This window comes from Xanthomonas sp. D-99 (assembly GCF_017746145.1).
In the GTDB taxonomy this organism is placed as follows: Bacteria; Pseudomonadota; Gammaproteobacteria; order Xanthomonadales; family Xanthomonadaceae; genus Xanthomonas; species Xanthomonas cissicola.
Map to the genome: position 1 here is coordinate 1 of NZ_JAGHWU010000043.1, position 20029 is coordinate 20029.

Below are 20029 nucleotides of genomic sequence, written 5' to 3' on the forward strand. Positions count from 1 at the left end.
ACACCATGGCGCTTGAATTGAATGCAAACCGCCGCATCGGCCTGGCGCTGTTGTGGCTGGCCTTGCTGGCGGTCGCCGGATTCTGGTTGAGCGAAACGCTCAAGGTCACCGGCGATCTGCGCAAGTTCATGCCTGCCCCGCGCACGCCGGCGCAAAAATTGTTGATCGAAGAACTCGGCGAAGGCCCTGGATCGCGGCTGCTGCTGATGGCGTTGTCCAACAGCGATCCGGTCACCTTGGCCGAGCAGTCGCAGCAACTGCACCAAGCGCTGTCCGCACAGCCGGCGTTGTTCGAACTGGTCGGCAATGGCGGCAATGCCGGGTTGGAGGCGATTCCCAAGCGCTTGCTGCCGTACCGCTATCTGCTCAGCGACAGCTTCGACAAGACCCCGCTCGACGCGCCCGCGCTGGAAGCGGCGTTGCAGGCGCGCGTGCAGGATCTGGGCTCGCCGGCGGCGGCCATGGTGGAGCCGTTGCTGCCGCGCGACCCCACGATGGAACTCCTGCATCTGGCCGACACCCTGCAGCCGGCAGTGATGCCGCGCACGCGCAATGACGTGTGGTTCGATCGCGCCGGCACCTCGGCGCTGTTGATCGTGCAGAGCCGCGCGGCAGGCTTCGACCCCACCGGCCAGCAGTTGGCCTACGACGCCGTGCAAGCGGCCTTCGCGAAGGTCAGCAAGGGCACCGCCACCCAGCTGACGCTGACCGGACCGGGCGCATTCGCTGTGGAAATCACCGCGCGCACGCAGGGCGAGGCGCAGTGGATCGGCACGCTCGATACGGTGGGCCTGGTGTTGCTGCTGCTGGTGGCCTACCGTAGCTGGAAGATTCCGGTGCTTGGCGTGTTGCCGCTGGCCAGCGCCGGTCTGGCCGGCCTGGGCGCGGTGGCGCTGCTGTTCGACGGCGTGCACGGCATCACCGTGGCATTTGGCTTCACGCTGATCGGTGTGGTGCAGGATTACCCGATCCACCTGTTCAGTCATCAGCGTCCCGGTCTGGATCCGCGCGAGAACGCACGGCATCTGTGGCCGACGTTGGCCACCGGGGTGGTCTCCACCTGCATTGCCTACGTGACCTTCCTGTTCTCCGGCGTGGACGGCCTGCGGCAGCTGGCGGTGTTCACCATCGCCGGCCTTGCGACCGCCGCGGTCACCACGCGCTGGCTGTTGCCGGCCCTGATCGATCCGGCCCCGCGCGATTACGCGGACTCGCGCCTGCTGGCGGTGCTGTGGCGTGGCATTGCGCGCCTGCCGCGGCCACGCATCAGCCTGGCGGTGATGGCCGTGATCGGCATTGCGGTGATCGTGTTCGCGCCGGGGCAGTTCTGGCAAAACGATCTGTCGAAGCTAACCCCCGTGCCGCCCAAGGCATTGGCGCAGGACACCCATCTGCGTCAGGAACTGGGCGCGCCGGACGTGCGTTACGTGCTGGCGCTGCCGGCAGCCAGCGATGAGGCGGCGTTGCAGGCCAGCGAGCAATTGCGCCCGCGTCTGGATGCGCTGGTGCGCGATGGTGCGTTGCTCGGTTACGACATGGCGGCACGCTATCTGCCCAGTGCCAGGACCCAGCGTGCGCGACAGGCCGCATTGCCCGATGCTGCGCAGGCGCGCGCGCTGACCGAGCGTGCTGTGGCCACGACGCCATTCCGCAGCGATGCGTTTGCGCCGTTCCTGCAGGATCTGGACGCCGCCAAGCGCGCCGCACCGCTGCGACCGAAGGATTTGAGCGGCTCACCGCTGGCCACGTCGGTCGGTGGCTTGCTGCTTGGCCGTGGCGATCGCAGCACCGCGCTGGTGTCGTTGACCGGCCTGCGCGATCCGGCGGTGTTGGCGGCCGCCGTGCAAGGCAGCGGCGCGCAATTGCTGGATCTGAAGGACGCCTCCGAATCGCTGGTGGCCGCCTACCGCGGACGCGTGCTCGGTGCGCTGGTCCTGGCTGCCTTGTTGCTGGCAGTGACCGTGGCGATCGCACTGCGCAGCCCGCGCCGCATCGTGCGCGTATTGCTGCCGATGGCGCTGACGACGGTGCTGATCCTGGCGATCCTGCGCGGCGCCGGGGTGGAGCTCAATCTGTTCCATCTGATCGCGCTGATCCTGGCCGCTGGTCTGGGCCTGGATTACGCGCTGTTCTTCGATCATGCCGGCGACGATCACGCCGACCAACTGCGTACGCTGCATGCGTTGATCGTCTGCAGCCTGATGACGTTGCTGGTGTTTGCGCTGTTGGCCGCGTCCAGCATCCCGGTCTTGCGTGCCATCGGCAGCACAGTGGCGCTGGGCGTGTTGTTCAATTTCATTCTGGCCTTGCTGGTGTCGCGCGAACCGGCGCTGGAGCGCACCGCGAACGGAGAACCGCATGCAGGGACGTGACGCAATCGCTGCGCTGATTCCGCACCAGGGCAGCATGTGCCTGTGGGAAGAAGTGATCGAGTGGGATGCGCAGCGCATTGTGCTGCGCAGTCACGCGCATCGCAGCGATGCGCATCCGTTGCGTAGCAACGCGCGTTTGCGCGCGCTGCATCTGTGCGAATACGGCGCGCAGGCCATGGCCGTGCATGGCGGGTTGCTGGGCCGCGAATCCGGCAAGCCGGTACGCCCGGGCATGCTGGTAGCGCTGCGTAGCGTGGAGGTGCACGTGATGTATCTGGACACCTTGCCGGATGCGATCGACTGCCAGGCGCAGGTGTTGATGCAGGGCGAGGACAGCCAGCAATACAGTTTTCGCCTGACCCATGGCGAGCAATTGCTTGCCGAAGGACGCGCCACCGTGATGCTGGGCGCCGCCTGAGGCCTGCGCTCAGGGATTGACGGGTGTCTTCGCCGCGATCAGCGCGCTCAGATTGCCGACGCCGGGCAGGCGATGCGCATACAGCCGCGCGATGTCGCCGCCGCTGTGCAGATGCTCGAAATGCTCCAGACCGATCGACAGGAATTCCGCACTGCCATCGTGCGGCGTCTTGATCTCGCCGACTTCGAGTGCCTTCAAGGCGCTGATCCAATGGAAGGACTGGCCAGCGTCTTCGCGATTGAAATAGGCGTACCAGACCGGAATGCGGAACAGCCGCTCGAACGCCACCGCGCGTCTGAGTTCATCCTCATAGGGCAGGCTGTAGCAGGTGTTCTTGTACCTGTTGCGGTTCTTGACGTCGATGGCGATCAAGCCGATCGACTCCAGCAGCAGCAGGAAATCCGGCCGTTTGACCGCTGTGCCGAACAACGGCGCGAAGGTCTCCGGCGCCTGGCAGATGGCCACATAACTGAAGCCATGTAACTGCAGCCACGCGTTCATCGCATCCTCGCCCTGCTTGCCCAGTTCGATCAGGGTCACTGCGCTCATGTGGTGCCGCTCCTTGTCGCCGCGCACGATCGCGCATGTCGAAACGCTAGCAATCCGACGCGATGGCGCTCAAGCGCCCACTGTCCGATGTGCGGCCTGGTCGAGAAAATGCGCCACCGCCGCGTGCTTCGATGCGCGTGTCTGTCTGCGCGCAGGCGGGTTGGTCTACGATAACGCTCCCACCCTGCGCATGCGGTCCTTGCCTTATGAACTCAGTTGCACGACGCGCCATCGTTACCGGCGGCAGCGGCGATCTTGGCGGTGCGATCTGCCGCCACCTGGCTGCGCAGGGCCGGCATGTGATCGTGCACGCCAACCGCAACCTGGCGCGTGCGGACGAGGTGGTTGCCGCGATCGTGGCCGATGGCGGGAGCGCACAGGCAGTGGCCTTCGATGTGGCCGACGCGCAGGCAAGTTCGGCGGCGCTGGAGAGCTTGCTGGAAGCTGGCCCGATCCAGATCGTGGTCAACAACGCGGGCATCCATGACGACGCGCCGATGGCAGGCATGAATGCCGAGCAGTGGCACCGCGTCATCGACGTGTCATTGCACGGTTTTTTCAATGTCACCCAGCCGTTGCTGCTGCCGATGGCGCGCACGCGTTGGGGCCGCATCGTCAGCGTGTCGTCGGTGGCGGCCGTGTTGGGTAATCGCGGGCAGACCAACTACGCCGCCGCCAAGGCCGCGTTGCACGGTGCCAGCAAGTCGCTCTCGCGCGAAATGGCCAGCCGCGGCATTGCAGTGAATGTGGTCGCGCCCGGCGTGATCGAAAGCGAGATGGTCGGCGACAGTTTCGCGCCGGAGGCGATCAAGCAATTGGTACCGGCCGGCCGCGTCGGCAAGCCCGATGAAGTGGCCGCGCTGGTCGCCTTTCTGTGCTCGGACGTGGCCGGCTACATCAATGGCCAGGTGATTGGCGTCAATGGTGGCATGGGCTGAGAGCGGCTGGTCTGCGACGTTCGCTGCAGGGCCCTTGCCGGCCCACCGTCGCAGGACACGCTGCAAGCATGTCCTGGTAAGCGCTTACGCGGCATCCATGCCGCGTAAGGTCCCGCGGCGGTGAGGCGGCAAGGGCCAATCTGGATGGCCGGTGCGCATGCTCACGAGCAACTGCTGGCTCAGCTCCGGTCTCTTTTATTTTCATGACCAGATCATCATGACCAGATCACGGTGGCGCATCACGCGAGGGTCAAGAAGTGCAGGTCATGCCAACTTGCCGTGTAGCTGCTCTAAAGCTCACGCCGCGTCGGCGTACCAGGCCGCAGTAAGAATCGCCTCGCCGTTGGCGCCGGCGGTCAATGACTCCAGGCCGTGGTCGGGCAGGTCCGGGTAGCGCTGGCGTGCCTGTTGCAGGATCTCGCGCGCCAGTACCGCCATCTGCGCGACATTGCCGTGGACACGTGCGACAAATGCATCATCGTCTAGCGTGTCGTTCAATGCGCCGTTGAGGTCGTTGAACCAGCCGATCAGGTATTGGTCCAGCAGCCGGCCATTGCCGGTGGCGATGCCCTGGGCGGTATTGCGCACGCCCCAATCGTGCAGCACCTGCTGCATTGCCAGGTTCATGTCGCGCGCGTGCAGGAAGTCGTTCTTCATGCGCGAGAGCAGACTGAGATGGGCGATGCGCCCGCTGCAGAACAGCGGCGCCAGCAACGACCAGTAATAGGTGTAATCCCAGATCACCTTGACCGGCATCACCTGCTCGTCGCCGAACAGCGCGTACTGATCCTGATACAGCGTCAGGGTGTTTTCGTAGAACGAGAAATACAGCTGCTCGTACAGCTCCACATACGGGCTAAGCGATTTGCCGGCGCGGTCGCGGCCGATCAATTCGCAGATGTAGGTGTTGGAGATGGCGATGAAGTCGCTGCCGGGCGAATAGAACGGATCCAGGAACACGCCCGCTTCGCCGGTCAGTGCCCAGCGCTGCGGCGAGAACACCTGCTTGCAGCCATAAGAGAAGTTGCGCAGGAACAGAAAGTCCTGCAGCCGGTAATCGGCCTGGTCGAGCGTGGCAGCGACCTGCGGCTGATGCGTGCGCAGCCAGGTCATCGCCTTCTCGTGGGTGTTCATGCCCTCCAGCGGATGCAGGTCTGCATCGCAGACGATGCCCAGCGAATGCGCACCCGACGACAACGGGATCAGCCAGAACCAGTAGCCCGGCCCGCACATGTGATTGGTCGAGCGCCAGCGGTCTGGTGGCGTGCAGCGCTGCAGCCAGCTGCTGTCCTGCGACCAGCCGTTGGGGTCGATCAGGCCTTCCACACGCCACCACACGGCATTGGCGTTGTGGTCGTTGTCCTGCGCCAGGCCGAGCTTGCGCTTGAGCAGGCCGGCGCGTCCGCTGGCATCCACCACCCAGCGCGCACCCAGCGTGCCCGGCGTGCCATCGCGTTCGAAGCGCACGGCGTGGTCGGTGTCGTCTTCGGACAGGTCCACGCCCTTGACGCTGCAGCTGTCGATGAAGGCGATGCCCTGTGCACGCGCACGTTCGCCCAGGAAATTTTCGAAGCGGCCGCGGTCGATCTGCCAGGACGGCGTGGGCAGGATCTTGCTCACGCCCAGTTCGGTGCAGCGGTCGATGTCGTGGCGTTGGTCGGAGAAGAAGAAGCGGAACCCGAACTTGCGGATCTGCTCGGACTCCAGATGCTCGCGCAGGCCCAGTACGTCGGCAAAATAATGCGCGCCGATTTCCACCGTGGATTCGCCGACCTTGAACGCGGCCTCGCGGACCGGATGCGCGCGCCGTTCCAGCACGGTGATGGCAAGCGCCGGATCGCGCTGCTTCAGTTGCAAGGCCAGGCTCAGGCCGGCCAGGCCACCCCCGGTGATCACGACATCGGCGCGCGGTGCATTCATGAGGAGTGATTGCTCTTGGTGACCGCAGGGACAGTAGCAAATTCGCCATCGGGATCGTCAACGATCACCGGGTTGGCGCGCACGCGGCGATATTCGCGCCACACATGGCCGTATGCCCACACCTGTTTGACCACGTGCGAGGTGATATTCCACAGGTCGCGCACCAGCCGGAAATGGCTCTTGCGGAAGGTGCCCGGCGAGGTACCGGCGTAGCGGGTTTCGATCGGCACGGCGACTACGCGCGCGCCGGCCTGGCGTGCGGCCGAAATCAGCAGCTGCGCTTCGAATACGAAGCCTTCGCCCGGCACGTTGGGCAGGGTGAACACCGAGGCCGGATACAACCGTTGGCCGCTTTGGCTGTCGATCAAGCGGAAGCCGCACCCCCAGGCAATGCCCCAGTCGCCGAAGTCGTTGCCGATGCGGCGGATGGTGGGCTGGGTGGCGCGCTTGCGCATGCGCGCACCGATGATCACGCAGCCCGGGTGGCGGTTGGCGGCGGCCAGCAGGCGCGGGAAATCGGCCGCCTTGTGCTGGCCGTCGCCGTCCATGGTCATCACCGCGCGCATGCCAAGACGCTGTGCTTCGGCGAAACCGCTGCGCAGGGCAGCACCTTTGCCCATGCGCTGCGGGTGACGGATCAGCGTGACCGGCATGCCGGCGATGCACTCGGCAGTGCCGTCGTCGGAGCCGTCGTCGACCACGATGACCCGAGAGCAATAGGTCAGCGCGTCGGTGACCACTTCGCGGATGCGCAGCGCCTCGTTCAAGGCCGGCACCAGGATGGCGGTGTCCTCGCGGCTCAGCGGTTGCCGGCTCATGGCCGGATCTCCACGCGCAGCACCCGGCCCGGTGCGGCATACAGCGCCACGCTGCCGCCATTGCCGGCCAACAGGTCCAGCAGCGGCAGCATCGGCGCCATTGCATTGCCGGCGATGTGGCGCGACAGCGCGCCATCGCCGGGCGAGGGGGCGCCGTCGTCCAGATGTGCGTGCAGCTGCGGCTTGCCGGCCTGGCCGGGCGTGCCCAGCACCAATGCGCTACCAAGCAGCCCCTGGCTGGGGGCGACACGCCCGAGCGGCCCGACCGAACGGGCGTCGTAGCTGGCCAGCAGCACGGCCTGCGCGCCGGCAGCGCGCTGCACCAGCGCTTCCAGCAGGCCCTGCGCGAAGCTGCCCAGGCTGGCGCTCATCGCCGTGGCCGGGGTCATCGCGCCGGCGCCGATGGTCCAGTAGCCGGCTGCGGCGTTGTGTACCGAGTTGTGGAACTTCGTTGGCGAAATCGCCAACGGGTCGCTGGCCAGCGTGGTGCACATATAGTCGGAGATGGCCAGATCGCCGTAAGTAGAAGTAAAGATCGACGGCAGGCTGGCCGGATCGCGGCCGGCGGCGCCACAGGCGGCCAGCGCAGCTTCCAGCGACACGGCGACCGTGTCCGGTGCCCGCCGGCGCTCGTTGGCGGCCAGCAGCTGCGGCGCCGGGCGGGCGGGGGTTTCCTGCAGCGCGCCGCCGCGTGCGAAGGCGCTGGCAGCTTCCCAGTTGGGCAGACCCTGGGTCCAGAAGCCGATCCCTTCGATGGTCGCGGCCAGCATCAGCGGGCCCGCCCGAACAGCAGCGAACAGTTGTTGCCGCCAAAACCGAAAGAGTTGTTCATGGCGTAGTCGATGCGGGCATGGGCGTTGTCGAAGCGGATCTGCGGGCCACAGGCCGGGTCGGGGATGTCGGTGTTGAGCGTGCCGGGCAGCACGTCGTCGCGCAGCGCGAGCAGTGCGATCACCGATTCGACGATGCCCGCCGCGCCCAGGGTGTGGCCGGTCCAGGCCTTGGTCGAACTGGCGTGCAAGGTGCCGGGGAAGATCGCTGCCACTGCGGCGGCTTCCACGCTGTCGTTGGCCGGCGTGGCGGTACCGTGCAGATTCAGATAGCCCACCGCGGCTGGCTCCAGACCGGCGCGGTCGAGCGCACCGCGCATCGCCAGCTGCGCGCCCAGCCCTTGCGGATGCGGCGCCGACATATGGTGCGCATCGCTGGATTCGCCGTAGCCGTACAGCCAGAGCGTGGCATCCGGTGCGGCGGCCGGGCGTTCGAGCAGCGCAAAGCCGCCGGCCTCGCCCAGGCTCAGGCCGACCCGGCGTGCATCGAACGGCTGGCACATCTCCGGCGCCACCACCTGCAGCGAGTTGAAGCCGAACAGCACGCTGCCGCACAAGGTGTCCACACCGCCGACCAGCGCCGCGTCGATCACGCCGGCCTCCATCAGCCGCGCCGCCTGGGCGAACACCTTGGCGCTGGACGAACAGGCCGTGGCCACGGTGGCGCACGGGCCACGCAGGCCGGTGGCGTGCTGCACGAAGTCGCCCAGCGAATGCGGGGTGTGCACGATCGGGCGATTCAGATCCTCGGGGAAGCGCGCGCCGTCGGCGTCGTCGACCAGCCGCGTATAGGCTTCTTCGCTGGCGCCGATGCTGGAGGTGGAGGTGCCGATGATCACCGCCACGCGCTCGGCGCCGTAGCGCTGCGCAGCGGCCTGCACGGCCTGCGCCATCCCGTCCTGCTGCAGGGCCAGCCAGGCCAGGCGGTTGTTGCGGCAATCCCACGCTTGCAGGGAATCGGGCAGTACAACGTCTTCAACGCCATCGACGCGGCCAACCCAGCATGGCAGCAGCGGTTGCGCGCCGAAATCGTTGCGACGCAGGCCGCTGCGTCGGGCGGTCAACGCGGCGGCCTGGGCGGCAAGCCCGGCACCGAGCGCGGTGGTGGAAGTGAACGCGGTGACGGCAACCGGGGCCATCTGGGACGAATGCTGCGCTTGGCTCACGATGGTCTGGCTGGCAAAAAGTGCGGTCAGTATATCGATGGCGCGCGTGGGTCCCGTGGACGGCGCAACTGAACGTCACCGTCATGTGGCTGACGCGGCTGGGATTTTTCGCACAGGCCGCGCTTTCGCCGTCGCCGCAATTGCGACACAATCGACGCGACACATCTCTCTTCAGAGCGCGACCACGCGCGCATGCACGCCTACGTCTATAAAAGCCAACGCAAGCAGGACACCTTCGTCTATCTCGCCGCACGTGACGATTTCTCCGGTCTTCCTGCCGCCGTGCAGGCGCAGCTGGCGCCGTTTACGTTCGTGCTGGATGTGGCGTTGACGCCCGAGCGCCGGTTGGCGCAGGCCGATGCGGCCACGGTGCGCGAGGCGCTGGGCAAGCACGGCTTCTATCTGCAATTGCCCAAGACCATCGTGCTCGCCGGCGAGTGCGACCATGACTGAGCCTGTGCGTGGCGCACGGATGCGCGCCGCAGCGCTGGCCGGTGCGGCTGGCGTGGCGCTCTGCCTGCTCGGCGGCCTTGGCGGCGTGGTCGCTGCACTGAGCCTGTGGCTGGCGCAGCCGGCGTTCGCGCTGGCGGTGTCGTGGGCACGTGGGACGCGCGCAGTGCCGGGCCAGCCGCGTGCGATCGCGCAGGCGCTGCCGCCGTTGCTGGCCATCTGGGGCGTGGGCCTGCTGGCACTGGCGGCGCTGATCAGCTGGCCGCTGACCGCCCTGCGCGACAGCGGCAGCCTGGCGGCCGCGCTGGCGCTGAGCGTCGCAGTCAGCGCGGCCTTGCTGGGGCTGTGGCGGACCTGGCCGTTGTGGGGCGAGGTGGAACGCGACGGTGGCGCGCTGGCGCCACGCTGGCAGGCGCTGGCCGCGCAGGAATTGCATGCCTGGCGCGGCCTGCTGGCGGCCGCACTGGTGCTGGCGATGTGCACGCTGGCCGTGGTGCTGGCCTGGCCGGGCTGGTTGTCCGGCGGCCTGCGCTGGGGTCTGGCGGTGGCTGCCGGTGTGCTGTTGCCGGTGGCCCATCTGCTGCTGCAACGCACCGCCGCGCCCATGCGCAGCGATGTGCCGCACACGCGCCAGGCCGCCGATTTCTTCTCCGAAGCCGCCGCCGAACCGCGCCCGCTGGAACCGGTGGCCCAGCACCAGCTGGTGCCCGAACTGTTCGAGGCCGCGCGCGGTGGCCGGGTGGATCGCGTGCTGCAATTGCTCGAGGCCGGTGCCGACCCGCAGGCGCTGCCGCTGCCGGAATGGCGCGATCAACGCAGCCTGCCGGCGCTGGCGGCCGTACTGCCGGATCTGCGCCTGCTGCGTGAGTTGATCGTGCGCCGCGTCGACGTCAATCAACCGCATCGCGGCATGACCCCCTTGCTGGCCGCCACCCGCGACAGCTGGCACGGCCGCCCGGATGCGGTGATGACCTTGCTGGCCAACGGCGCCGACCCGCGCGCCAGCGACAACGACGGCAACACCCCCTTGCATCACGCCGTGCGCAGTTCCGACCCGGGCGTGGCCGCGCTGTTGCGCGATGCCGCCGCCGAGCTCGACGCGCTCAACAACGAAGGCCATTCGCCGTTGGCGATGGCCTGCCAGGTCGGCAACTGGCGGCTGGCCAAATTCCTGCTGGAGCGCGGCGCGCAGTCGGAGCCGGAGGGCGGCGCCCCGGTGCTGCTGGCGGCAGCCGGTACCGAAGAAGACGACCCGGCCGGCGTGCAGTTGCTGCTCAAGCACAAGGCGCGTGTGGATGCGCGCGACCGCCAGCGTCGCAGTGCGCTGCACGAAGCCGCGCTGGCCGGCCACGGCGACATCGTCGAGGCGCTGTTGTCGGCCGGGGCGAATCTGGAAGCACGCGATCTGCTGGGCCGCACGCCGTGGCTGGATGCCGCGCGCCAGGCACGTAGCGCCGTGCTCGAACGCCTGGTCGCGCGCAAGGCCGATGTGCTGGCCATCGATGGCGACGGCCGCAACGCATTGATGCTGGCCTGCGCCGCCGACAACGTCTCGCCGGCGCTGATCCGCCGCCTGCTGGACCTGCAGGTGCCTGCCGACAGCGTGGATGCGCATGGCCGTCGCGCGGTGGATGTGGCCGCCGAGGCCGGACGTTGGGCGATCGTGCAACTGCTCGATCCCGCTTACCCGTTGCCGGCCGCGGTCAGCGACGCGCAGGGCGACACGCCTGGCGTTGCCGTACTGCCCGATCGCCCGCCGCTGGTGCTGCTGCGCGAAGGCCTGCAGCTCGGGCAGCGCGACGGCCTGGTCGCGCTGGCGCGGCTATGCGCACCGGAAGAACTGGGCGGCCTGCTGCACGACGCGCACCTGGCCTTGAACGCCGAGGCGGTCGACTGGCTGCTGCGCCACGGCGCCGACGCCGAAGTGCGCGACGCCTGCGGCGATGTGCCGATGTTTGCGCTGCTCTCGCGCGGCGTGGAGGCGGTACCGGCGCTGCAGGCATTGTTGCGGCATGGCGTCTCGCCGGCTGGCGCCGGTGGCCTGACCCGGTTGCTGAGTGCCTGCGTGCAGCACGATGCGGCATCGCGTGGGCTGGAACAGTTCGCGCTGGAACTGCTCGAACGCGGCGCCGACCCCTTCGCGCCGTCGGCCGCAGGCGATCCGCCGTTGTCGCTGGCGGTGCGGCTGGGCTGGCTGCGCCTGCAGCAGTGGTTGCTGGAACATGGCGTGGACCGCGAAGCGCGCGACAGCCACGGCATGACGGCGCTGCATCTGGCCACCGCGCTGGGCCGCGATGCCTCGCTGAAACTGCTGGTCAAGCAGGGCGCTTCGCCGGAAGCGCGCGCTGCCGACGGGCAGACCCCGCTGGGCGTGGCGCTGTCGATCGGCCGCCGCGATCTGGCCGACTGGCTGGACTGGCGCATCTGGTCGCTGCCGCGCCGCACACTGCGCGAAGCGGATGTGCCGGCCGCCGCGATGACCGGCGATACCGATGCGGTGCGTCGCCTGATCGATCTCGGCCTCACCGTCGACGCCGTCGACGCCCAAGGCTGCACCGCGCTGCTGCGTGCGGCCGGTGGTGGCCATCTTGGCGTGGTCGCGCACCTGCTCGGCCGCGGCGCCGATCCGCAGCGCGCGGCCAATAGCGGCGCCACGCCGTTGTCGGCGGCGGTGAGCATGCGCCAGACCGAGATCGTGGCCGCCTTGCTGCACGCCGGTGCGCAGATCGAGCACCGCCTGCCGGGCGGGGTCACCGTGCTGATGCTGGCCTGCGCGCTGGGCCTGCCGGACATCGTGGCGCGCCTGCTCACTGCCGCGGCCGACGTGCACGCCACCGACAATCAGGGGCTGGCGCCGCTGCATTGCGCGGCGTTGTACGGCTTTACCGCGCGCGACAAGAACCGGCTGCTGGCTCTGCTGGATACCTTGCTGCTGGCCGGCGCCGACCCGGACGACCTGGCCGGTGGCCGGGTCAGCCCGCTGCTGCTGTTGCTGGGCGCGCGTGCCGAACCGGGCACCGCCTGCGACGAGCAGGTGGTGCTGGCCGGGGTCGAACGCCTGCTCGACGAAGATGTCTCGCTGGATGTGGCCGACCAGCGCGGCTTCGGCCCGCTGCATCTGGCTGCACTGCACGGCCTGCCGCTGCTGGTGCAGCGCCTGTTGCGGGCCGGCGCCGATGCCGACCGCCGCGATGCGCTCAACCGCACCCCGCGCGAGATCGCCATCATGCGTGGCTTCATCGATGTAGCCGGCCAGTTCGAACCGGCGCTGCCGGGCGTTTCGTCGATGGCGCGCTTCCTGCGCGAAGGCCGCTGAGCCAGCGCGGCGGGCAACCGCTGCGGGTGCTCTTCGTGTGCAGCCGCAACCGCCTGCGCAGCCCTACCGCCGAGCGCGTGTTCGCCGACTGGCCCGGCGTGCAGGCGCAATCGGCCGGGCTGGCCGCAGATGCCGACGTGCAGGTCACCCCGGAGTTGTTGCAGGAAGCGCAGGTGGTGCTGGCGATGGAACGCCGCCATCTGCAATTGCTGCGTCAACGCTTCGCCGCGCACCTGCGCCATTGCCGGATGATCTGTCTGCACATTCCCGACGACTATGCGTACATGGATCCGGCACTGATACGTCGCCTGGAACACACGGTGCCACCGCTGCTGCGTTTGCCCGCGCATTCGTAACCTGATCCCGACACGGCCCATGCAAGACTGCGCGCTCTTTCGCCGGAAGGAGGCGCCCACCAATGAGCGTGCGTATCGAGGATCACGCCATGCTGGGCAACTGCCACAGCGCGGCCCTGGTCGACCACCGCGGCACCATCGACTGGCTGTGCCTGCCACGCTTCGATTCCGATGCGGTGTTCGCATCGTTGCTGGGCGATCAACAACACGGGCAATGGACGTTGTCGCCGGCCGCCGACTTCCGCACCGAGCGCGCCTACCAGGACGATAGTCTGGTGCTGTGCACGCGCATGATCACCGACACCGGCACGGTGGAGCTGATCGACTTCATGGTCGCCAGCGAAAACGGCGAAGTCCATCAGCATCTGGTGCGTATCGTGCGCTGCGTGCAGGGCAGCGTGCCGATGCACATGCGCCTGACCTTCCGCTTCAACTACGGCCGCACGGTGCCATGGGTGACGCGCATCGTCGATGGTATCCGCGCCATCGCCGGCCCCGATCAACTGGCATTGCGTTCGCCGCAGACGCTGCGCGGCCAGGACATGGGCACCGAAACCGACTTCACCCTGCGCGAAGGTCAGAGCACCTGGTTCCTGCTCAGCCACGGCGCATCCCATCAAGCCACGCCGCCTTTGATCGACGCCGAACAGGCACTGCAACGCACCACCGCGTTCTGGCACGGCTGGGCGCGCCGCTGTACCGATGTCGGGCCATGGACCGAGCAGGTGCGCCGCTCGTTGGTGGTACTGAAGGGGCTGAGTTATCTGCCCACCGGCGGCATTGTCGCCGCGCCCACCGCCTCGTTGCCGGAGCATCTGGGCGGCACCCGCAACTGGGACTATCGCTACTGCTGGCTGCGCGATTCGGTGTTCACGCTGATCGCGTTGTTGCAGGCCGGGTGCCGCGACGAAGCGGCAGCCTTTCGCGATTGGGTCCAACGCACCATTGCCGGTTCGCCGGATCAATTGCAGGCGCTGTACGGCATTGCCGGCGAACGCCGCTTGCAGGAGTGGGAAGCGCACTGGTTGCCTGGCTATGAACATTCCGGCCCGGTGCGCATTGGCAACGGCGCGGTGGATCAGTTCCAGCTCGATGTGTATGGCGAGTTGATCGGTGCGTTTCATTACGCCCGCGAAAAGGGCGTGGGCCTGCCGTCGGACGACGACGGTTCGTCTGCATCGCTGCTGGAAAAGATTCTGGAAACGTTGGAAACCCTCTGGCGCGAACCTGACGAGGGCATCTGGGAAATCCGCGACCAGCGCCGCCACTTCGTGCATTCCAAGGTGATGGCGTGGCTGGCCTTCGACTGCGGCGCGCGCGACGGCATCACCAATGCAGATGCTGGGAAACGCGCGCACTGGGGCCGGCTCGCCGAAGAAATCCGCGCGCAAGTGCTGGAAAAAGGCGTGCACCCGGACGGCCATTTCGTACAGAGCTACGGCTCGGATCGGCTGGATGCCTCGCTGCTGCTGATTCCCATCGTGGGGTTTCTGCCGCCGGACGATCCGCGCATCGCCGCCACTGCCGATGCGATAGCACGCGATCTGACCATCGACGGGTTGGTCGAGCGCTATCGCGCCGACGACAGCGCCGACGGTTTGCCGGCCGGCGAGGGCACCTTCCTGGCCTGCAGTTTCTGGCTGGTGGAAAACTATGCCTTGATCGGCCGCACCGACCAGGCGCGTGCGCTGCTCGAACGTCTGCTCGAACTGTGCAACGACGTGGGTCTGCTCGCCGAAGAATACGACCCGCGCAGCAAACGCATGCTCGGCAACTTCCCGCAAGGGTATTCCCACGTGGCCCTGGTCAATGCGGCACTGCGCCTGCATGGACGCATGGGCGAAAAGGAAACGCATCCATGAGTGAGCAAGCAACCACACCGCCGTGCATCATCGTGGTGTTCGGCGCACGCGGCGATCTGACCAAGCGCCTGGTCATGCCGGCGCTGTACAACCTGCGCCGTTCCGGTGCGCTGGGCGATGATTTCGCCATTGTCGGCATGGACCATGGCGACATCAGCGAGCGCGCGTGGCGGACCAACATGGGGCAGTCGATGACGCAGCTGCTCAGCAGTCGCGATGCCGAATTCCAGACCGACGAATTCGACACCGCCACCTGGGACTGGCTGCGCGAACGCATGCATTACCTGCGCGGCGACTTCACCGATCAGGGAGCCTATCGATCACTGGGCGGCGTGCTGGACAAGCTGCACAAGCGCTACGGCACGCAGGGCAATGTCCTGTTCTATCTGGCCACCGCCGCGCGCTTCTTCGAGCCGGTATTGCTCAACCTGGGCGAGGCTGGCCTGGTCAAGCAGCGCGAAGGCGAAGGCTGGCGCCGGGTGATCGTGGAAAAACCCTTCGGCCACGATCTGCCCAGTGCCCAGCACCTCAATGCCACGGTCGCCAAGGTGCTTCACGAGGATCAGGTGTTCCGCATCGATCATTTCCTGGGCAAGGAAACCGTGCAGAACATTCTCGCCTTCCGCTTCGCCAATGGCTTGTTCGAGCCGGTGTGGAACCGCGACCGCATCGACCATGTGCAGATCACCGCGGCCGAAACCATCGGCGTGGAAGGGCGCGGACGGTTCTACGACCCCACCGGCTGCCTGCGCGACATGGTGCCGAACCATCTGTTCCAGCTGCTGGCGATGATTGCGATGGAGCCGCCAGCGGCCTTCACCACCGAGGCGATGCATCGCCGTCGCGCCGAAGTGATCGAAGCGGTGCGCCCGATCAAACCCGAAGACGTGGTGCGCGGGCAATACGCCTCCGGTGCGGTCAATCGCAATGCGGTGCCGGGCTACCGCGAAGAAGACACCGTGCCCGACGATTCGGACACCGAAACCTATGTGGCGATGAAGTTGCAGGTGGACACCTGGCGCTGGGCCGGCGTGCCGTTCTACCTGCGCACCGGTAAGCGCCTGCGCGAACGCACGACCGAGATCGCCATTCGCTTCAAGCCGGCACCGCTGGCGCCGTTCCGCAGCACCGAGGTGGGCGGCTACGGCCCCGACTGGCTGGTGCTGCATATCCAGCCGGACGAGGGCATCTCGCTGCAGTTCGACGTCAAGCGCCCGGGCGCGCAGGTGGCACTGGCACCGGTGCGCATGGACTTCCGTTACCGCGACTGGTTCCCCAAGGAATACACGGTGGGCTACGAGCGCCTGCTGCAGGACTGCATGAACGGCGAGGCCGGCCTGTTCCAGGATGCGGCCATGGTGGAAGGCGCATGGCGCATCGTGCAACCGATCCTGGATGCATGGAAACAACCCCCAAGCGACTTCCCCAATTACGCGGCAGGCAGCGCCGGTCCCTCGGCCGCCGATGCACTGCTGGCAATGAATGGCGGACACGCCTGGCGCGCCCTCACCCCCGGGCGCAAACCCCCACCGCGGCGGCCGCCGGAGGCGCGTGCTGGCGCTGCCACGCCGATTAAGAAAACCACCAAAAAGACCGCGAAGAAAGCGGGTAAGGCGACACCCAAACGTGCCGCCGCACCTTCTGCAAAATCCACTCAGGGCGCAGCCGGTTCGCCTGGCAAGGTGGCAAAGACATCCGTCACCAAGCGCGCGACGAAGAAGGTCGCAAAAGCAGCTGTAAAGGCCGTGAGCAACGCTGCGGCTGGCAAGAGCGCAGCGAAGAAGTCGGCCAGCAAGACCGCAGTGCGCATACCGCGCCGCTGAGTGATGCGATCAACATGCAGCCGCTGCGATCGTGCGGCGGCTGTGTGTGCAGAAAATCCCTGTAGGAGCGCGCTTGCGCGCGATGCGGGGTTACCGGTAAGGCCTCATCGCGCGCAAGCGCGCTCCTGCGCAAGGCTCAGCGATCGGGCGTTACCGGCGCCGGCTCAGCATCCACATCCGCCCTGACGTCGGCTTCGAACAGGTTCATCAGATCAGCACGTGCATCGCGCGAGGTCTGGATGACCTTGGCTTCGTCGTCGTAGACCAGGTGCTGGCGGCGCAGCAGGTCTTCGTCGTGCTGGCGGAAGCGTTTGACGTGATCGTGTGCGAGGGCTTCGCCCAGGCCCAGCGAGGTGAGTACGCGCTCGCTCAGTTCCAGGCTGGAGGCGAATACCTCGCGGAACGGTTCTGCGCCCAGGTCCATCAATTTCCAGGCGTGTTGGCGGTTGCGTGCACGCGCCAGCACGGTGGCTTGCGGGTACAGGCGACGGATCAGTCGCACCGTCTTGATGTTGGTTTCCGGGTCGTCCACCGCGATCACGAACACCTTGATGCGCTCGGCACCGGCAGCGCGCAGCAGCTCGGGGCGGGTGGGATCGCCGTAATAGAGCTGGCTGCCGAAGCGGCGCAGGTCTTCCACCGTGTCGGGGTTGTGTTCCAGCGCCACGAACGGCACATGCCGTGCGGTGAGCAGGCGCGCGACCACCTGGCCGAAGCGGCCCATGCCGGCGACCAGCACCTTGGGGGTCTGCGCATCGATGGTGTCGAACGGGCGATCGGTCTTGGGTGCGCGCGCACGCAGCGGTCCGTTGAGGATGCGTTGCATGCCGAGCAGCAACAGCGGCGTCAGCGCCATCGACACGCCGACGATGGCGACCAGCCGATCGTGATTGGCCGGTTCCAGCAGGCCCACGCGGTCGGCTTCGTTGAACACCACGAAGGCGAATTCGCCGCCCAGCCACAGCACGCTGCCCAGCATCAGGCTGCTGCGCAGCGGCAGCTTGGCCACGCTGCCGATGCCGACCAGCAGCGAGAACTTCACCACCAGCAACATCGCCACGCCCGCGGCGATCAGCCACGGCTCGGCCACCACGCGGTGGAGATCGATCCCCATGCCCACCGAGATGAAGAACAGGCCCAGCAGCAAGCCTTCGAACGGTTCGATCTGCGATTCCAGTTCATGGCGGAACTCCGAATCGGCCAGCAACACGCCGGCGATGAAGGCGCCCAGGCTGGCGCTCAGTCCGGCCTCCTGCATGATCCAGGCGGTGCCCAGCACCACCAGCAAGGCGCTGGCGGTGAATACTTCCGGCATGCGCGTGCGCGCCACCACGTTGAACAGATGACGCAACACAAGGCGCCCGCACACGATCACCAGCGCCAGGGCCGCCATCGCCTTGGCCACGTCCTGCCATTGGAGCGTTGCGTTCTTGCTGCCGCCGAGCAGCGGGATGGCCGCCAGCAACGGGATCGCAATCAAATCCTGGAACAGCAAAATGGCAAATGCCAGCCGCCCGTAGTCGCTGCTCAGCGCCTTGCGTTCGGCCAGCAATTGCAGCCCCACCGCGGTGGATGAAAGCGCCAGCGCCACGCCGACGATCAACGCGCTCTTCCAGCCCAGCTGGGCTGCCATCAACAAGCCGCCCAGGATCACCGCCGTCACCAGCACCTGGGTGGCGCCAGCGCCGAACACCGAATGGCGCATCACCTTCAGGCGCGCCGGCGACAGTTCCAGCCCGATCACGAACAGCAGCATCACCACGCCGATCTCGGCCGCGCCGCTGATGCGTTCGGCATCCTGCACGACACCCACGCCATCGGGCCCGAGCACCACCCCGGCGACCAGGTAGGCCAACACCGCACCCAGGCCGAAGCGCTTGAACACCGGCACTGCCACGATGGCGGCCAGCATCAGCACCAAGGCCAGTTCCAGACCACCGCTATGCATGCGTACTCTCCATTGAGGCGCGCATTATGCCGTGCAGGTCCGTTGGCCTGCGCGCACGCATGTGCCATCTGCACCGCGGCGATGCGTGGCTGCGCGATGCGGCCAGGCACCTATCTGCGGCTGTGTGCACGGATCAGTCCGGCACCGCCTGCGCCCGCACGGTCAGTGCGCAGGCGGTGGGTGACACGCCGCGCACGGTCGACACACCGCGCGAGCAATCAGTGGCTTTTAAGCAGAAAACGCCGATCCAGCGGCTGCAGTGGGCGTGCATTGAACGGGTACACGCGTTCGAAGGCGTTGATCTGCGCTTCCGAGACCTGCACCGGCTGGCTGAGCACCACCCAGTCCACCGTTTCGCTGCACGGCGGCGTGGTCAGCGAGCCTTCGTAGCGATAGAAGCTGCGTTGACTGCTCGGCGGAAGAAACGCCTCGGCGCTCACCGTCGCGTTGGCGACCTGCCGGGTCTGGTCCTTGTCCCTGGGCATGGCGTCGAGCACCCGCTGGAAGGCCGGGTTGGCCTTGCCGGTTTCGAAGAAGATCGCCAGCACGCCCAGCGTTCCGTCCGGGCCCTGATGCACCAGGTGCGCTTCATCGGGAAACGACGGCCGTTCAACAGATGCTCGCTGGGGTGATGGAAGTGCAGTTGCAAGGCTTGATACTGCTTGCCGCCGGTTGCCATGCTGCCGCCATCGTGCAGATCCAGCTGGATGGAATGGCCGGTGTTGCGTACTACCAGCGGCACGGCGCTGTAGCTCAGCAGCAGCGTGCCCAGGTTGGCGTCGATGGCGCCTTTCAGATCGATGGGGCTGTTCTGCTGGCCATGGCCGCACAGCGCATTTTCCTTGGCCAGCTCGGCCCAATGCTCGGCACCTTCCGGGCCGGTATAGCCCCATTCGTGCCCGGTGTGCGGCGCGGTCTCATGCGCCTCCACCGGCTTGCTTTCAGGCAATGCGGTTTGCGCCATGCCCACCGCGCCCCAGCCGGCGGCGATGCACAGACACAGCGGGCTGATGCGACGTAACAGAAGCGACCTGGAAGCGGGCATGCACAAACTCCGGAAGAAAAACCCACTGCGTGGATGCGATGGCCGATGCCATGGCGGAAAAGCAACGCGCCAGGCGTTGCGGGAAGCGGACTGTAGCAATGAAGTGTGACTCTCAGCACGGCGCGGCGACAGGCGGTTGCGCGGCTCTGTCGCGGCGGCCAGCGGCGCCACAGCATCAGCCAGAACGCCTGCCCGGCAGGCGCTGGGGTATCGCCGCG

General features: G+C 67.2%; 14 protein-coding genes and 1 pseudogene. 8 read left to right on the forward strand and 7 right to left on the reverse strand.

The annotated features are described in order from the left end of the window. Positions 1-5 precede the first annotated feature (5 nt). Together J7360_RS15070 and J7360_RS15075 are read left to right on the forward strand one after the other, a co-directional pair. Positions 6-2372, forward strand: coding sequence for an MMPL family transporter (locus J7360_RS15070; protein WP_209034181.1), 2367 nt, complete (start codon positions 6-8; stop codon positions 2370-2372). After that, the gene (locus J7360_RS15075) at positions 2359-2790 is read left to right on the forward strand and encodes a hotdog family protein (protein ID WP_057660760.1); all 432 of its coding nucleotides are present in this window, start codon (positions 2359-2361) and stop codon (positions 2788-2790) included. The genes J7360_RS15070 and J7360_RS15075 overlap by 14 nt, the downstream gene beginning before the upstream one ends. Before the next feature lie 9 nt (positions 2791-2799). On the opposite strand, the gene J7360_RS15080 is transcribed toward J7360_RS15075, so the two are convergent. Then, positions 2800-3339 carry a hypothetical protein gene (locus tag J7360_RS15080; RefSeq protein ID WP_022560281.1) on the reverse strand — a complete coding sequence of 180 codons (540 nt, stop codon included), beginning with the start codon at positions 3337-3339 and terminating at the stop codon, positions 2800-2802. A 206-nt stretch (positions 3340-3545) separates the two neighbouring features. On the opposite strand from J7360_RS15080, the gene fabG reads away from it, so the two are divergent. Further along, a complete protein-coding gene (gene fabG, locus J7360_RS15085) occupies positions 3546-4277 on the forward strand; it encodes a 3-oxoacyl-ACP reductase FabG (RefSeq protein WP_007967045.1) in 732 nt (243 codons plus the stop codon). Between the two features lie 297 nt (positions 4278-4574). On the opposite strand, the gene J7360_RS15090 is transcribed toward fabG, so the two are convergent. From J7360_RS15090 to J7360_RS15105, 4 genes are read right to left on the reverse strand one after another with little or no spacing between them, the layout of a single operon-like run. Beyond that, the gene (locus tag J7360_RS15090) at positions 4575-6197 is read right to left on the reverse strand and encodes an NAD(P)/FAD-dependent oxidoreductase (protein WP_209034168.1); all 1623 of its coding nucleotides are present in this window, start codon (positions 6195-6197) and stop codon (positions 4575-4577) included. Next, complete coding sequence (locus tag J7360_RS15095; protein ID WP_007962538.1) at positions 6194-7015, reverse strand: glycosyltransferase family 2 protein; 822 nt, start codon at positions 7013-7015, stop codon at positions 6194-6196. The genes J7360_RS15090 and J7360_RS15095 overlap by 4 nt, the downstream gene beginning before the upstream one ends. Beyond that, on the reverse strand, positions 7012-7785 hold the full coding sequence (locus J7360_RS15100) for a beta-ketoacyl synthase chain length factor (RefSeq protein WP_007962540.1): 774 nt from the start codon (positions 7783-7785) through the stop codon (positions 7012-7014). The genes J7360_RS15095 and J7360_RS15100 overlap by 4 nt, the downstream gene beginning before the upstream one ends. Continuing rightward, positions 7785-8984 carry a beta-ketoacyl-[acyl-carrier-protein] synthase family protein gene (locus tag J7360_RS15105; RefSeq protein WP_209034171.1) on the reverse strand — a complete coding sequence of 400 codons (1200 nt, stop codon included), beginning with the start codon at positions 8982-8984 and terminating at the stop codon, positions 7785-7787. Before J7360_RS15105 ends, J7360_RS15100 begins: the two co-directional genes overlap by 1 nt. A 219-nt stretch (positions 8985-9203) precedes the next feature. On the opposite strand from J7360_RS15105, the gene J7360_RS15110 reads away from it, so the two are divergent. The 5 genes from J7360_RS15110 (at position 9204) to zwf (ending at position 16818) form a co-directional block, all read left to right on the forward strand. Continuing rightward, positions 9204-9464 (forward strand): YcgL domain-containing protein, encoded by a 261-nt coding sequence (locus tag J7360_RS15110; RefSeq protein WP_017156303.1) that lies wholly within the window; start codon positions 9204-9206, stop codon positions 9462-9464. Further along, positions 9457-12777, forward strand: a complete 3321-nt coding sequence (locus J7360_RS15115; RefSeq protein ID WP_209034173.1) for an ankyrin repeat domain-containing protein — start codon at positions 9457-9459, stop codon at positions 12775-12777. Before J7360_RS15110 ends, J7360_RS15115 begins: the two co-directional genes overlap by 8 nt. A gap of 26 nt (positions 12778-12803) precedes the next feature. Beyond that, positions 12804-13133: a hypothetical protein gene (locus tag J7360_RS15120; RefSeq protein WP_007969218.1), complete on the forward strand. Its 330-nt coding sequence runs from the start codon at positions 12804-12806 to the stop codon at positions 13131-13133. Between the two features lie 62 nt (positions 13134-13195). Continuing rightward, positions 13196-14995 (forward strand): glycoside hydrolase family 15 protein, encoded by a 1800-nt coding sequence (locus J7360_RS15125; RefSeq protein ID WP_057660750.1) that lies wholly within the window; start codon positions 13196-13198, stop codon positions 14993-14995. Then, positions 14992-16818 (forward strand): glucose-6-phosphate dehydrogenase, encoded by a 1827-nt coding sequence (zwf, locus tag J7360_RS15130; RefSeq protein ID WP_022560275.1) that lies wholly within the window; start codon positions 14992-14994, stop codon positions 16816-16818. Before J7360_RS15125 ends, zwf begins: the two co-directional genes overlap by 4 nt. Before the next feature lie 136 nt (positions 16819-16954). Here zwf and J7360_RS15135 read toward each other — a convergent pair whose 3' ends face one another. Continuing rightward, positions 16955-18766 (reverse strand): monovalent cation:proton antiporter-2 (CPA2) family protein, encoded by a 1812-nt coding sequence (locus tag J7360_RS15135; protein ID WP_057660747.1) that lies wholly within the window; start codon positions 18764-18766, stop codon positions 16955-16957. 218 nt (positions 18767-18984) lie between these two features. After that, a pseudogene (locus J7360_RS15140) lies at positions 18985-19811 on the reverse strand (carbonic anhydrase family protein). Positions 19812-20029: the final 218 nt, after the last annotated feature.